This window comes from Pseudoxanthomonas sp. YR558 (assembly GCF_900116385.1).
Taxonomy (GTDB): domain Bacteria; phylum Pseudomonadota; class Gammaproteobacteria; order Xanthomonadales; family Xanthomonadaceae; genus Pseudoxanthomonas_A.
In genome coordinates this window covers 1,185,188-1,201,180 of the sequence record NZ_FPCI01000001.1, presented here as the reverse complement: position 1 = coordinate 1,201,180, position 15,993 = coordinate 1,185,188, and the positions used below count along the sequence as shown (strand labels likewise).

10 protein-coding genes are annotated in these 15,993 nt (G+C 64.6%); all 10 read left to right on the top strand.

Features of this window, described 5'->3' with window-relative positions; all coding sequences use genetic code 11:
- Positions 1-208 precede the first annotated feature (208 nt).
- The gene (gene rplJ / locus BM365_RS05760; protein WP_093487379.1) at positions 209-745 is read left to right on the top strand and encodes a 50S ribosomal protein L10; all 537 of its coding nucleotides are present in this window, start codon (positions 209-211) and stop codon (positions 743-745) included.
- A gap of 60 nt (positions 746-805) precedes the next feature.
- A complete protein-coding gene (rplL, locus tag BM365_RS05755; RefSeq protein ID WP_056879077.1) occupies positions 806-1,177 on the top strand; it encodes a 50S ribosomal protein L7/L12 in 372 nt (123 codons plus the stop codon).
- A gap of 237 nt (positions 1,178-1,414) precedes the next feature.
- Positions 1,415-5,566, top strand: coding sequence for a DNA-directed RNA polymerase subunit beta (gene rpoB, locus BM365_RS05750; RefSeq protein ID WP_093487377.1), 4,152 nt, complete (start codon positions 1,415-1,417; stop codon positions 5,564-5,566).
- Between the two features lie 91 nt (positions 5,567-5,657).
- On the top strand, positions 5,658-9,890 hold the full coding sequence (gene rpoC, locus BM365_RS05745; protein ID WP_093487375.1) for a DNA-directed RNA polymerase subunit beta': 4,233 nt from the start codon (positions 5,658-5,660) through the stop codon (positions 9,888-9,890).
- 234 nt (positions 9,891-10,124) lie between these two features.
- Positions 10,125-10,499: a 30S ribosomal protein S12 gene (rpsL, locus tag BM365_RS05740; protein ID WP_055945224.1), complete on the top strand. Its 375-nt coding sequence runs from the start codon at positions 10,125-10,127 to the stop codon at positions 10,497-10,499.
- Positions 10,500-10,512: 13 nt separating this feature from the next.
- On the top strand, positions 10,513-10,980 hold the full coding sequence (gene rpsG / locus BM365_RS05735; protein WP_093487373.1) for a 30S ribosomal protein S7: 468 nt from the start codon (positions 10,513-10,515) through the stop codon (positions 10,978-10,980).
- A 176-nt stretch (positions 10,981-11,156) separates the two neighbouring features.
- Complete coding sequence (gene fusA / locus BM365_RS05730; RefSeq protein ID WP_093487371.1) at positions 11,157-13,247, top strand: elongation factor G; 2,091 nt, start codon at positions 11,157-11,159, stop codon at positions 13,245-13,247.
- A gap of 70 nt (positions 13,248-13,317) precedes the next feature.
- Positions 13,318-14,508, top strand: coding sequence for an elongation factor Tu (gene tuf / locus BM365_RS05725; RefSeq protein ID WP_093487369.1), 1,191 nt, complete (start codon positions 13,318-13,320; stop codon positions 14,506-14,508).
- 504 nt (positions 14,509-15,012) lie between these two features.
- Positions 15,013-15,324, top strand: coding sequence for a 30S ribosomal protein S10 (gene rpsJ / locus BM365_RS05720; protein ID WP_027070119.1), 312 nt, complete (start codon positions 15,013-15,015; stop codon positions 15,322-15,324).
- An 11-nt stretch (positions 15,325-15,335) separates the two neighbouring features.
- Positions 15,336-15,989, top strand: a complete 654-nt coding sequence (gene rplC / locus BM365_RS05715; RefSeq protein ID WP_093487367.1) for a 50S ribosomal protein L3 — start codon at positions 15,336-15,338, stop codon at positions 15,987-15,989.
- Positions 15,990-15,993: the final 4 nt, after the last annotated feature.

Sequence of the window (15,993 nt, the reverse complement as noted above, 5' to 3'; positions counted from 1 at the left end):
GGCTAGCGGGATCGCTTAATCCATTCCCCTCGGGGGATGCGCCTGCGTAGATGGTGCCGCCTTCTGGAAGTTTTCTGGAGCACGACCGCCAGGTCGCCAGTCAGACAGGCCACCGCCGGGACCTCTGCGTCCCCGGTACCCACGGAGGGGTGCCGTCCAGGACCGCGAACGGCAGGAGCCGCGAGCGGAGTCAATAAGTGAGGAGTGTATGGCTCTCAATCTGTCCCAGAAGCAAGAAGTAGTCGCCGAACTGGCAGACGTCGCCGCCAAGGCGCACTCCCTGGTCGCCGCCGAATACGCAGGCACCACGGTCAGTCAGATGACCGCGATGCGCAAGAAGGCTCGCGAGACCGGCGTGTACTTGAAAGTTGTCAAGAACACGTTGGCCGTGCGTGCCGTGGCCGGTACCGAGTTCGAGGTTGTCCAGGACAAGCTCGTCGGTCCGCTGCTGTATGCGTTCTCGACCGAGGAGCCCGGCGCTGCCGGTCGCCTGATCAAGGAATTCGCCAAGGGTAACGACAAGCTTCAGCCGAAGGTCGTCTCCGTGGGTGGTCAGCTGTATCCGGCCAGCCATGTGGAAGTCCTGGCGTCGCTGCCGACCCGCGATCAGGCCCTGGCCATGCTGGCCCGCGTCCTGGCCGAGCCGGCCTCGATGTTCGCCCGTGCCGTCAAGGCCGTGGCCGACAAGCAGGGTGGTGGCGAAGCACCGGCGGAAGCCGCTGCCGAAGCCCCGGCCGAAGCCTGATTCGACGTCTTCTACGGTTCTACGAACCCTAATCCCAGATAATTTCCAAAGGTAAACACAATGTCCCTTTCCAACGAACAGATCGTCGACGCCATTGCCGGCAAGACCCTGATGGAAGTGATGGAGCTGGTCAAGGCCATCGAAGAGAAGTTCGGCGTCTCCGCCGCCGCCCCGGTCGTCGCCGCTGCCGGTCCGGCCGCCGCCGCCGCCCCGGTCGAAGAGCAGACCGAATTCACCGTCGTCCTGAAGGATGCCGGCGCCAAGAAGGTCGACGTGATCAAGGCCGTTCGCGCCATCACCGGCTTGGGCCTGAAGGAAGCCAAGGACCTCACCGAGGCCGGTGGCGTCCTGAAGGAAGCCGTGTCGAAGGAAGACGCCGACAAGTTCAAGAAGGAACTCGAAGCCGCTGGTGCGAGCGTCGAAGTCAAGTAAGTCGTATCCGTCGCCGGATTGCTCAGGCGACAACCCGAGGCCGGGGGCGAAAGCCCCTGGCCTTCGGTCGTTTCAAGATGCAGTGATGTAAATGCGAGTTTGTAGTTGGAAGTAGCGGCAGAAGGCGTGCTGGTGCCGGCAATACCAGCGACTTCCAACTGAAAATTCACCCGTTCGAAAGAATGTCCCCCCGTGAGGTCGCGGACGCGCGCCCCACGCTGCCAAAGGCACAGTCACATGACGACATATTCGTTCACCGAAAAGAAGCGCATCCGCAAGGATTTCGGCAAGCAGCGGTCGATCCTCGAGGTCCCGTTCCTGCTGGCCATCCAGGTCGATTCCTACCGCGAATTCCTGCAGGAACACGCCGATCCCGCCAAGCGCGACGACAAGGGCCTGCACGCAGCGCTGAAGTCGGTCTTCCCGATCGCCAGCTACAGCGGCAATGCCGCATTGGAATACGTCGGCTACAAGCTCGGCGAGCCGGTGTTCGACGAGCGCGAGTGCCGCAACCGTGGCCTGTCCTACGGTGCTCCGTTGCGCGTGACCGTGCGCCTGGTGATCTACGACCGTGAGTCGTCCACCAAGGCGATCAAGTACGTGAAGGAGCAGGAGGTCTATCTGGGCGAGATTCCGCTCATGACCGACAACGGCACCTTCATCGTCAACGGCACCGAGCGCGTGATCGTGTCGCAGCTGCACCGTTCGCCGGGCGTGTTCTTCGACCACGACCGTGGCAAGACGCACAGCTCGGGCAAGCTGCTGTACAGCGCCCGCATCATCCCTTACCGCGGCTCCTGGCTGGACTTCGAGTTCGACCCGAAGGACGCGCTGTTCACGCGTATCGACCGTCGCCGCAAGCTGCCGGTTTCGATCCTGCTGCGCGCGCTGGGCTACAACAACGAAGAAATGCTCAACGAGTTCTTCGACGTCAACACCTTCCACATCCTGCCGGAAGGCGTGCAGCTCGAGCTCGTCGCCGAGCGCCTGCGCGGCGAGACGCTGAACTTCGACCTGGCCGACGGTGACAAGGTCATCGTGGAAGCCGGCAAGCGCATCACCGCGCGCCACGTGAAGCAGCTGGAACAGTCGGGCATCGCCGCTCTGGCCGTGCCGGACGAATATCTGGTCGGCCGCATCCTGTCGCACGACGTGATCGACGCCAACACCGGTGAGCTGCTGGCCGCCGCCAACGATGAAATCACCGACGACCAGCTGACCAAGTTCCGCAAGGCCGGCGTGGATGCCGTGGGTACGCTGTGGGTCAACGACCTGGATCGCGGTCCGTACCTGTCCAATACCCTGCGCATCGACCCCACCAAGACGCAGCTCGAAGCGCTGGTCGAGATCTATCGCATGATGCGTCCCGGCGAGCCGCCGACCAAGGATGCCGCGCAGAACCTGTTCCACAACCTGTTCTTCACCTTCGAGCGCTACGACCTGTCCAACGTCGGTCGCATGAAGTTCAACCGTCGCGTGGGCCGCAAGGAAACCACCGGCGAAGCCGTGCTGTACGACAAGAAGTACTTCGGCGCGCGCAACGATGAAGAAGCCAAGCGTCTGGTCGCCAGCCTGGGCGAGACCTCGGACATCCTGGACGTCATCAAGGTCCTGACCGAGATCCGCAACGGCCGCGGCACCGTGGACGACATCGACCACCTGGGCAACCGTCGCGTGCGTTCGGTCGGCGAAATGGCCGAGAACGTCTTCCGCGTGGGCCTGGTCCGCGTCGAGCGCGCCGTGAAGGAGCGCCTGTCGATGGCCGAGTCCGAGGGCCTGACCCCGCAGGAACTGATCAACGCCAAGCCGGTGGCCGCCGCGATCAAGGAGTTCTTCGGCTCCTCGCAGCTGTCGCAGTTCATGGACCAGAACAACCCGCTGTCGGAAGTCACGCACAAGCGTCGCGTGTCGGCCCTCGGCCCGGGCGGCCTGACCCGCGAGCGCGCCGGCTTCGAAGTGCGCGACGTGCACCCGACCCATTACGGCCGCGTCTGCACCATCGAGACGCCGGAAGGTCCGAACATCGGCCTGATCAACTCGCTGGCCGTGTACGCGCGCACCAACAGCTACGGTTTCCTCGAGACGCCGTACCGCAAGGTCGTGGACGGCACCATCACCGACGAGATCGAATACCTGTCGGCGATCGAAGAGAACGAGTACGTCATCGCGCAGGCCAACGCGCTGCACGATGCCAAGAGCCGCCTGACCGAGCAGTTCGTGCCGTGCCGCCACCAGGGCGAATCGCTGCTGAAGCCGCCGAGCGAAGTGGACTACATGGACGTCTCGCCGATGCAGACCGTGTCGGTCGCTGCGGCGCTGGTGCCGTTCCTGGAGCACGACGACGCCAACCGCGCACTGATGGGCGCCAACATGCAGCGCCAGGCCGTGCCGACGCTGCGTGCGCAGAAGCCGCTGGTCGGTACCGGCATCGAGCGCGCCGTGGCGCGCGACTCGGGCGTGACCGTGAATGCCCGTCGTGGCGGCGTGGTCGAGCAGATCGATGCCGGCCGCATCGTGGTCAAGGTCAACGAAGTCGAAATCTCCGGTGAAACCGATGCCGGCGTCGACATTTACTCGCTGATCAAGTACACGCGCTCCAATCAGAACACCTGCATCAACCAGCGTCCGCTGGTGAACGTGGGTGATGTGGTCGCGCGCGGCGACGTGCTGGCCGACGGTCCCTCGACCGACATCGGCGAGCTGGCGCTGGGCCAGAACATGCTGATCGCGTTCATGCCGTGGAACGGCTACAACTTCGAAGACTCCATCCTGCTCTCCGAGCGCGTGGTGGAAGAGGATCGCTACACCACGATCCACATCGAAGAGCTGACTTGCGTCGCGCGCGACACCAAGCTGGGGCCGGAGGAAATCTCCGCCGACATCCCGAACGTCTCCGAGCAGGCGCTGAACCGCCTCGACGAGAGCGGCGTGGTGTACATCGGTGCAGAAGTGCGTGCCGGCGACATCATGGTCGGCAAGGTGACGCCGAAGGGCGAAAGCCAGCTGACTCCGGAAGAGAAGCTGCTGCGCGCGATCTTCGGCGAGAAGGCCTCTGACGTGAAGGACAGCTCGCTGCGCGTGCCCCCGGGCATGGACGGCACCGTCATCGACGTGCAGGTCTTCACCCGCGACGGCATCGAGAAGGACAAGCGTGCGCGCCAGATCGAGGAAAACGAGATCAAGCGCGTCAAGAAGGACTTCGACGACCAGTTCCGCATCCTGGAAGGCGCCATCTACGCCCGCCTGCGCTCGCAGCTGGTCGGCAAGGTCGCCAACGGTGGCCCGGGTACGCTGAAGAAGGGCGACGCGATCTCCGACGCCTACCTCGATGGCTTGAAGAAGTCGGAGTGGTTCACCCTGCGCATGAAGGACGATGACGCGTCCGACGCCATCGAGCGCGCCCAGATGCAGATCCAGGCGCACGAGAAGGAGTTCGAGCGTCGCTTCGCCGACAAGCGCGGCAAGATCACCGCCGGCGACGACCTCGCCCCGGGCGTGCTGAAGATGGTCAAGGTCTACCTGGCCGTGAAGCGCCGCATCCAGCCGGGCGACAAGATGGCCGGCCGCCACGGCAACAAGGGTGTCGTGTCGACCATCGTGCCGGTCGAGGACATGCCGTACATGGCCACCGGCGAGACCGTGGACATCGTGCTAAACCCGCTGGGCGTGCCGTCGCGTATGAACATCGGCCAGGTGCTGGAAGTGCACCTCGGCTGGGCCGCGAAGGGGCTGGGCAAGAAGATCCAGGACATGCTGGAAGCCCAGGCCAAGGTGGCCGACCTGCGCAAGTTCCTGACCCAGATCTACAACCACGACCAGAAGCTGGGCGAGGACCGCGTGGACCTGGACCAGTTCAGCGATGCCGAACTGATTGCGCTGGCCAAGAACCTCACCGACGGCGTGCCGATGGCTACCCCGGTGTTCGACGGCGCGGCGGAAACCGAGATCAAGCACATGCTCGAACTCGCGGACCTGCCGATCAGCGGCCAGACCCAGCTGTTCGACGGCCGCACCGGCGAAGCGTTCGATCGCCACACCACGGTCGGCTACATGCACATGCTGAAGCTGAACCATCTGGTGGACGACAAGATGCACGCGCGTTCCACCGGTCCGTACTCGCTCGTCACCCAGCAGCCGCTGGGCGGCAAGGCGCAATTCGGTGGCCAGCGCTTCGGTGAAATGGAAGTCTGGGCGCTGGAAGCCTACGGCGCGGCGCACACCCTGCAGGAAATGCTGACGGTCAAGTCGGACGACGTGCAGGGCCGCAACCAGATGTACAAGAACATCGTCGATGGTGCCCACGAGATGGTCGCGGGCATGCCGGAATCCTTCAACGTGCTCGTGAAGGAAATCCGCTCGCTCGCCATCAACATGGAACTGGAAGACTGATCGCAACGGCGCGGAGCGGCCTGCCGCTCCCGCGCCTTCCGAACACGGTCAACCCGCCCTCGACAAAGATTCCTCCTGACGGAGAAACAAAATGAAAGACCTGCTCAACCTCTTCAACCAGCAGCGCCAGACGCTGGACTTCGACGCGATCAAGATCGCGCTGGCCTCGCCGGACCTGATCCGTTCGTGGTCCTTCGGCGAAGTGAAGAAGCCGGAAACCATCAACTACCGCACGTTCAAGCCCGAACGCGACGGCCTGTTCTGCTCGGCCATCTTCGGCCCGATCAAGGACTACGAGTGCCTGTGCGGCAAGTACAAGCGCATGAAGCACCGCGGCGTCGTCTGCGAGAAGTGCGGCACGGAAGTGACGCTGGCCAAGGTGCGCCGCGAGCGCATGGGCCACATCGACCTGGCCAGCCCGGTCGCGCACATCTGGTTCCTGAAGTCGCTGCCGTCGCGCATCGGCCTGATGCTGGACATGACCCTGCGCGACATCGAGCGCGTGCTGTACTTCGAAGCCTACGTCGTCACCGAGCCGGGCCTGACCTCGCTTGAGCGCCGCCAGTTGCTGACCGAAGAACAGTTCATGCAGGCGCGCCAGGAGCACGGCGATGATTTCGACGCCGCCATGGGAGCCGAGGCCGTCTACGACCTGCTGCGCACGATCGACCTGCAGGCCGAGATGGTGAACCTGCGCGAGGAAATTGCCAGCACCGGTTCCGAGACCAAGCTGAAGCGCCTCACCAAGCGCATCAAGCTGATGGAAGCGTTCCTGGAGTCGGGCAACCGTCCGGAATGGATGGTCATGACCGTGCTGCCCGTGCTGCCGCCGGACCTGCGTCCGCTGGTGCCGCTGGATGGTGGCCGCTTCGCGACCTCCGACCTGAACGACCTGTACCGTCGCGTCATCAACCGCAACAACCGCCTGCGCCGCCTGCTGGAGCTCAACGCTCCGGACATCATCGTGCGCAACGAAAAGCGCATGCTGCAGGAATCGGTTGACGCCCTGATGGACAACGGCCGTCGCGGCCGCGCCATCACCGGCACCAACAAGCGCCCGCTCAAGTCGCTGGCCGACATGATCAAGGGCAAGCAGGGCCGCTTCCGCCAGAACCTGCTCGGCAAGCGCGTCGACTACTCCGGCCGTTCGGTCATCGTGGTCGGCCCGACCCTGCGTCTGCACGAGTGCGGCCTGCCGAAGAAGATGGCGCTGGAGCTGTTCAAGCCGTTCGTGTTCGCCAAGCTGCAGCGTCGCGGCCTGGCCACCACGATCAAGGCCGCCAAGAAGCTGGTCGAGCGCGAAGAAGCGGAAGTCTGGGACATCCTGGAAGAAGTCATCCGCGAGCATCCGGTTCTGTTGAACCGCGCGCCGACGCTGCACCGCCTGGGCATCCAGGCGTTCGAGCCGGTGCTGATCGAAGGCAAGGCCATCCAGCTGCACCCGCTGGTCTGCACCGCGTTCAACGCCGACTTCGACGGTGACCAGATGGCCGTCCACGTGCCGCTTTCGCTGGAAGCCCAGCTGGAAGCGCGCGCGCTGATGATGTCTTCCAACAACATCCTGTCGCCGGCCAACGGCGAGCCGATCATCGTGCCGTCGCAGGACGTCGTGTTGGGCCTGTACTACATGACCCGCGCGCTGGAGAACAAGAAGGGCGAGGGCATGGCGTTCGCCAACATCGCCGAAGTCAAGCGCGCCTACGACAACCGCGCGGTCGAGCTGCACGCGAAGGTCAAGGTCCGCATCAGCGGCACCGTGATCGACGAGGACGGCAACCGCAGCAAGCAGACCAGCATCGTGGACACCACGATCGGCCGTGCGCTGCTGGCCGAAATCCTGCCGGAAGGCCTGCCGTTCGCGCTGGCCAACACCGAGTTGAACAAGAAGGCCATCAGCCGCCTGATCAACTCCAGCTACCGCATGCTGGGCCTGAAGGACACGGTCGTGTTCGCCGACAAGCTGATGTACACCGGCTTCGCGTACGCCACGCGCGCCGGCGTCTCGATCGGCATCGACGACATGCTGATCCCGGCCGAGAAGAAGGGCATCCTGGGCGAAGCCGAGCAGGAAGTGCTGGAAATCCAGGAGCAGTACCAGAGCGGTCTGGTCACCGCCGGCGAGCGCTACAACAAGGTGGTCGACATCTGGTCGCGCACCAACGAGCGCATCGCCAAGGCGATGATGGACACCATCGGTACCGACAAGGTGAAGAACGCCAAGGGCGAGACCATCAACGAGAAGTCGATGAACTCGCTGTACATCATGGCCGACTCCGGCGCCCGTGGTAGCCAGGCGCAGATCCGCCAGCTGGCCGGCATGCGCGGCCTGATGGCCCGCCCCGACGGTTCGATCATCGAGACGCCCATCAAGGCGAACTTCCGCGAAGGCCTGAACGTGCAGGAGTACTTCAACTCCACGCACGGTGCCCGTAAGGGCCTGGCCGATACCGCGCTGAAGACCGCGAACTCCGGTTACCTGACCCGTCGCCTGGTCGACGTGGCGCAGGACGTGGTGATCACGGAAGTCGACTGCGGCACCGTTGAAGGCCTGACCATGACCCCGATCGTGGAAGGCGGCGACGTGGTCGAGCCGCTGCGTGACCGCGTGCTGGGCCGCATCGTGGCCGAGGACGTGTTCCTGCCGGGCAACGACGAAGATCCGATCGTCACCCGCAACACGCTGCTGGACGAAGCCTGGGTGCAGAAGCTGGAAGATGCCGGCGTGCAGTCCCTGAAGGTGCGCTCCACCATCACCTGCGAATCCGAATTCGGCGTCTGCGCGCACTGCTACGGTCGCGACCTGGCCCGTGGCCACATCGTCAACATCGGCGAAGCGGTCGGCGTCATCGCCGCGCAGTCGATCGGTGAGCCCGGCACGCAGCTGACCATGCGTACGTTCCACATCGGTGGTGCGGCATCGCGTGCGGCGGCGGTCGATAACATCACCGTCAAGACGACCGGTTCGATCAAGTTCAACAACCTCAAGTTCGTCGAGCACGCCAACGGCAGCCTGGTCGCGGTTTCGCGTTCGGGCGAACTGTCGGTGCTCGATGGCCATGGCCGCGAGCGTGAGCGCTACAAGCTGCCCTACGGCGCGACGATCACCGTCAAGGACGGCGACCAGATCACCGCCGGCCAGGCCGTGGCGAACTGGGATCCGCATAACCACCCGATCGTGTCGGAAGTCGCCGGTTTCGTGCGCTTCGTCGACTTCGTCGACGGCGTCACCGTCATCGAGAAGACCGACGATCTGACCGGCCTCGCTTCGCGCGAGATCACCGATCCGAAGCGTCGCGGCTCGCAGGGCAAGGACCTGCGTCCGATCGTCCGTATCGTGGACAAGGACGGCAAGGACCTGAGCATCCCCGGTACCGACCTGCCGGCGCAGTACCTGCTGCCGCCGCGCTCGATCGTCAACCTGCAGGACGGCGCGCCCGTTGGCGTGGGCGACGTGGTCACCAAGGTGCCGCAGGAAGCCTCCAAGACCCGCGACATCACCGGTGGTCTGCCGCGTGTTGCCGACCTGTTCGAAGCCCGCAAGCCGAAGGACCCGGCCATCCTGGCCGAGCGCTCCGGCGTCATCAGCTTCGGCAAGGACACCAAGGGCAAGCAGCGCCTGATCATTAAGGACACCGACGGTTCCGAGCATGAAGAGCTGATCCCGAAGTTCCGCCAGATCATCGTGTTCGAAGGCGAGCACGTGGCGAAGGGCGAAACCATCGTGGACGGCGAGCCGAGCCCGCAGGACATCCTGCGCCTGCTGGGTGTCGAGCCGCTGGCGGCCTACCTGGTCAAGGAAATCCAGGACGTCTACCGCCTGCAGGGCGTGAAGATCAACGACAAGCACATCGAGGTCATCACCCGCCAGATGCTGCGCAAGGTGGAAATCACCGACGCCGGCAACAGCAAGTTCCTGGCGGGCGAGCAGATCGAGAAGCAGCGCTTCATTGAAGAGAACGCCAAGCTGGCGGCCCGCAATGAGATCCTGGCGAAGTACGACCCGGTGCTGCTGGGCATCACCAAGGCCTCGCTGGCCACCGAGTCGTTCATCTCCGCGGCGTCCTTCCAGGAAACCACCCGCGTGCTGACCGAGGCTGCCGTCCGCGGTACCCGCGACAGCCTGCGCGGCCTGAAGGAGAACGTCATCGTCGGTCGTCTGATCCCGGCCGGTACCGGCCTGGCGTACCACAACCAGCGCCGCCGCAACGCCTCCGGTCTGACCGAGGCCGAGGTGGACGCCCTGTCGGGCGGCAGCAGCGAGGCCGCCCCGGCGGCCCCGGTGGTCGCCGCCGACGAAGCCGGCGAGGAGTCCAGCGCCAGCTAAAACGCACCATCCGGCGGCCTCCGGGCCGCCCCAGACCACGAAAAGAGGCGCAGGACGCGCCTCGTTTTCGGCCCAGGAAGGGCGGGATCGCAGTCAGTTGGCAGGCATCCACCTCCGTCGCGTTGACGGTCGGGCGGGTTGCCGGCTATACTTTTCCGTCTAGGTGGGCCGTCATACGGCCTGCCTTCGTTTTCATGTCAAACAAGGCTCCGGCCTTCACACGAAGAATCCACTATGGCAACCGTCAATCAGCTGGTCCGCAAGCCGCGGCAGGCCCCCACGTACAAGAGCCAGTCGCCCGCGCTGGACAACTGCCCGCAGCGTCGCGGCGTGTGCACCCGCGTCTACACGACGACCCCGAAGAAGCCGAACTCGGCTCTGCGCAAGGTCGCCAAGGTGCGCCTGACCAACCAGGAAGAGATCATCAGCTACATCGGCGGTGAAGGTCACAACCTGCAGGAGCACTCCGTGGTGCTCGTGCGCGGCGGCCGCGTGAAGGACCTGCCGGGCGTGCGTTACCACACCGTGCGTGGCTCGCTGGACGCCTCGGGCGTCGCCAAGCGTCGCCAGGGCCGTTCCAAGTACGGCGCCAAGCGTCCCAAGGCTTAAGGAATAAACGAACATGTCGCGCAAAGGCTCTGCCCCCCAACGTGAAATCCTGCCGGACCCCAAGCACGGCAGCCAGACGATTGCCCGCTTCATCAACATGGTGATGCTGAGCGGCAAGAAGTCCGTCGCCGAGAAGATCGTCTACGGTGCCATGGACGTCATCGGCGAGAAGAACCCCAATGCCCTCGAGCTGGTCGAGAAGGCACTGGACAACGTCTCCCCGGCTGTCGAGGTGAAGTCCCGCCGTGTCGGCGGCGCCACCTACCAGGTGCCGGTCGAAGTGCGTTCGTCGCGCCGCATGGCGCTGGCGATGCGCTGGCTGATCGAGTCCGCCCGCAAGCGCGGCGAGAACTCCATGCCGCGCAAGCTGGCCGCTGAGCTGATGGATGCCTCCGAGAACCGCGGCGGCGCCATCAAGAAGCGTGAAGAAACCCACCGCATGGCGGAAGCGAACAAGGCGTTCGCGCACTACCGCTGGTAACGGCCTGCGGGCCCTTGCGAGCAAGGGCCTTCGGCACCATCTAGGTGCCCCTGGGACGCGCTTCCGCGTTCCGACCCCGAAGGCCGCCGAAAGGCGGCATTCGGCCATCTGAAGATCCGCCCTCCACGGAAGGCCCTGGCATCCCGCCGGCCCTCCATCAGAAAAGAGAGACTGTCGTGGCTCGCACCACTCCCATCGAGCGTTACCGCAATTTCGGCATCATGGCGCACATCGACGCCGGCAAGACCACCACGTCCGAGCGCATCCTGTTCTACACCGGCGTCAGCCATAAGATCGGTGAAGTGCACGACGGTGCCGCGACCATGGACTGGATGGAGCAGGAGCAGGAGCGCGGCATCACCATCACGTCCGCCGCCACCACGGCGTTCTGGACCGGCATGGACAAGTCGCTGCCGCAGCACCGCTTCAACATCATCGATACCCCCGGCCACGTCGACTTCACCATCGAAGTCGAGCGTTCGCTGCGCGTGCTCGATGGCGCGGTGTTCGTGCTGTGCGCCGTGGGCGGCGTGCAGCCGCAGTCCGAGACCGTGTGGCGCCAGGCCAACAAGTACGCGGTGCCGCGTCTTGCGTTCGTCAACAAGATGGACCGTACCGGTGCCGACTTCTTCAAGGTCGTCGACCAGCTGAAGACCCGCCTGGGCGCGTACCCGGTGCCGATGCAGGTGCCGGTTGGCGCCGAAGACGGCTTTGAAGGCGTCATCGACCTGCTGAAGATGAAGTACATCCATTGGGATGTCGCTTCTCAGGGCACCAAGTTCGAGTACCGCGACATTCCCGCCGAGCTGGCCGACAAGGCGGCAACGGATCGTGCCTTCATGGTCGAAGCGGCTGCCGAAGCCAGCGAAGAGCTGATGGACAAGTACCTCAACGAGGGCGACCTGTCCGAAGCCGAGATCATCGCCGGCCTGCGCGAGCGCACGCTGAAGGTGGAAGTGATTCCGGTCTACTGTGGCTCCGCGTTCAAGAACAAGGGCGTGCAGGCCATGCTGGACGGCGTGATCCAGCTGCTGCCGTCGCCGACCGATCGTCCGCCGGTGCAGGGCATCGACGAGAACGAGAAGGAAGACAGCCGCAAGGCGGGCGACAACGAGCCGTTCTCGGCGCTGGCGTTCAAGATCATGACGGATCCGTTCGTGGGTTCGCTGACGTTCTTCCGCGTCTATTCGGGCGTGCTGAACTCCGGCGACGCGGTGTACAACCCGGTCAAGTCGAAGAAGGAGCGCGTGGGCCGCATCCTGCAGATGCACTCCAACCAGCGCGACGAGATCAAGGAAGTGCGCGCGGGCGACATCGCTGCGGCGGTGGGTCTGAAGGACGTCACCACCGGCGATACGCTGTGCTCGCTCGACCACATCATCACCCTGGAGCGCATGGTGTTCCCGGAGCCCGTCATCTCGATGGCGGTGGAGCCGAAGACCAAGTCCGACCAGGAGAAGATGGGTCTGGCCCTCGGCCGCCTGGCGCAGGAAGATCCCTCGTTCCGCGTCAAGACGGACGAAGAATCCGGCCAGACGATCATCTCGGGCATGGGCGAGCTGCACCTGGAAATCCTGGTGGACCGCATGAAGCGCGAGTTCAACGTGGAAGCCAATGTCGGCAAGCCGCAGGTGGCGTACCGCGAGACGATCCGCAAGTCGGTCAAGCAGGACGGCAAGTTCGTGCGTCAGTCGGGCGGTCGCGGCCAGTACGGCCACATCGTCATCGAAATGTCGCCGGTCGAGCGCGGGGTGGGCTTCTCGTACGAGAGCGCCATCGTCGGTGGCGTGGTGCCGAAGGAATACGTCGCTGCTGCGGGCAAGGGCATCGAAGACGCCATGAAGAGCGGCCCGCTGGCCGGCTTCCCGGTGGTCGATATCGCCATCAAGGCGGTCGACGGTTCGTTCCATGACGTCGACTCCAACGAAATGGCGTTCAAGGTCGCTGGCTCGATGGCGTTCAAGGAAGCTTTCAGCAAGGCCCAGCCGGTCCTGCTGGAGCCGATGATGAAGGTCGAGATCGTCACCCCGGAAGACTACCTGGGCGACGTGATGGGCGACGTGAGCCGTCGTCGCGGCATCCTGCAGGGTCAGGACGACAGTCCGTCCGGCAAGGTGATCGCCGCGATGGTGCCGCTGGGCGAAATGTTCGGCTACGCCACCACGCTGCGTTCGATGTCGCAGGGTCGCGCCACGTTCTCGATGGAGTTCGACCACTACGCGGAAGCGCCGGCGAACATCGCGGACGCGGTCATCAAGAAGAACTGAGTGGGGTCGGGAGGCCTGTAGTGCCTCCCGGCGTTCCCGTCACGAATCACAGATAAAAAGGTAGAAGACAATGGCAAAGGGTAAATTCGAACGCACCAAGCCGCACGTGAACGTGGGCACGATTGGTCACGTTGACCACGGCAAGACGACGCTGACGGCGGCGCTGACGAAGATCGGCGCGGAGCGTTTCGGTGGCGAGTTCAAGGCATACGACGCGATCGACGCGGCGCCGGAAGAGAAGGCGCGCGGCATCACGATTTCGACGGCGCACGTGGAATATGAATCTGCTTCGCGCCACTACGCGCACGTGGATTGCCCGGGCCACGCCGACTACGTGAAGAACATGATCACCGGTGCTGCCCAGATGGACGGCGCGATCCTGGTGTGCTCGGCCGCTGACGGCCCGATGCCGCAGACGCGCGAGCACATCCTGCTGTCGCGCCAGGTCGGCGTGCCGTACATCGTCGTGTTCCTGAACAAGGCCGACATGGTGGACGACGCCGAGCTGCTGGAGCTGGTGGAGATGGAAGTCCGTGAACTGCTGAGCAAGTACGAGTTCCCGGGCGACGACACCCCGATCATCTCGGGCTCGGCCCGTCTGGCGCTGGAAGGCGACCAGAGCGAGATCGGCGTGCCGGCGATCCTGAAGCTGGTCGATGCGCTGGACACCTGGATCCCGACCCCGGAGCGTGACGTCGACAAGCCGTTCCTGATGCCGGTGGAAGACGTGTTCTCGATCTCGGGCCGCGGCACCGTGGTGACCGGCCGTATCGAGCGCGGCGTGATCAAGGTGGGCGAGGAAATCGAAATCGTCGGTATCCGTCCGACCCAGAAGACCACGGTCACGGGCGTGGAAATGTTCCGCAAGCTGCTGGATCAGGGCCAGGCGGGCGACAACGCCGGTCTACTGCTGCGCGGCACCAAGCGTGACGACGTGGAGCGTGGCCAGGTGCTGGCCAAGCCGGGTTCGATCACCCCGCACACCGAGTTCGAGTCCGAAGTCTATGTGCTGAGCAAGGACGAAGGCGGCCGTCACACCCCGTTCTTCAAGGGCTACCGTCCGCAGTTCTACTTCCGCACGACCGACATCACGGGCGCCGTGACCCTGCCGGAAGGCGTGGAGATGGTGATGCCGGGCGACAACATCAAGATGGTGGTCACCCTGATCAACCCGGTGGCGATGGACGAAGGCCTGCGTTTCGCGATCCGCGAAGGCGGCCGTACGGTCGGCGCCGGCGTGGTGGCCAAGATCATCAAGTAAGCCCCTGCGGCCTAGCGTGTCGCGCCTCTGCGCGCGGCACGCAACGACGTAGATAGGCCTGCGCTGAGGCGCAGGCCGCCGGCATCAACCGCTTGCGGCGTGCGCGCCGTACGGCTACAATGCCGGCCCCCGAATAGCGACCCGCTATTCAGGATCGCAATACCCGCCGGCGCCCCCTGGGAGGAGGCCGGCCTACCGCGAAAAGAGGTGCAGGAAGCGCCTCGTGTTCGCCAGACACGGAGTGTCGCGTGCCATCCTGCAGGCCTTGGGCCGGGCAGGGCGTCCCGGTGGTTGACGGGATATGTCACGCGTCCTATACTTTCATGTCTGGGCGGGCCGGTTTACCGGCCTGCCTTGTTTTTCAGGAAGAATCCCCAGCCGATTCAGGCGCTTTCCGTCCGTGGAGCACTCGCGGGTGGTGGGGAGCTGGATCAGCTTGGACTAACCGGGGCAAGGCATCCCAGAGGCCGCGCCCGTCGCTCTTTAACGAAGGAAATTTCCGTCATGGCGGACCAAAAGATCCGAATCCGGCTCAAGGCGTACGATCATCGTTTGATCGACCGCTCGGCCAGCGAGATCGTCGAGACGGCCAAGCGGACCGGCGCGCAAGTGCGCGGCCCGATCCCGCTGCCGACCAAGATCGAGCGCTACACCATCCTGGTTTCCCCGCACGTCGACAAGGACGCGCGCGACCAGTACGAGACCCGCACGCACAAGCGCGTGCTCGACATCGTCGACCCCAACGACAAGACCGTGGACGCGCTGATGAAGCTCGAACTGGCTGCTGGCGTCGACGTTCAGATCAAGCTGACCTGAGGCCCACGACCATGACCGCGAAGAAATATTCGTTGGGTCTCGTCGGTCGCAAGGCCGGCATGACCCGAGTGTTCACCGAGGACGGCAAGTCCATTCCGGTGACGCTGATCGAAGCCACCCCGAACCGCATCACCCAGATCAAGACCCCGGAAGCCGACGGCTACAGCGCCGTGCAGGTTGCCGTGGGTTCGCGTCGCGCCTCGCTGATCACCAAGCCGGTCGCCGGTCACCTGGCCAAGGCCAAGGTCGAAGCCGGTCGTGGCCTGTGGGAGCTGCGCGTCGAAGCCGACAAGCTGGGCGATTTCGCCATTGGCGGCGAGATCAAGGCTGACATCTTCGAAGTCGGCCAGAAGGTCGACGTCCAAGGCGTGACCAAGGGTAAGGGCTTCCAGGGCACCATCAAGCGCTGGAACTTCACCATGGGTGACGCCACCCACGGTAACTCGCTGTCGCATCGCTCGCCGGGTTCGCTCGGTCAGCGCCAGACGCCGGGTCGCGTGTTCCCGGGCAAGAAGATGTCCGGCCACATGGGTGCCGTGCAGCAGAGCACGCAGAACCTGGAAGTCGTCCGCGTGGACGCTGAGCGCGGCCTCATCGCCGTGCGTGGCGCCGTGCCGGGTGCACCGGGTGGCGACGTGATCGTGCGTCCGGCGAGCAAGGGTTGAGGAG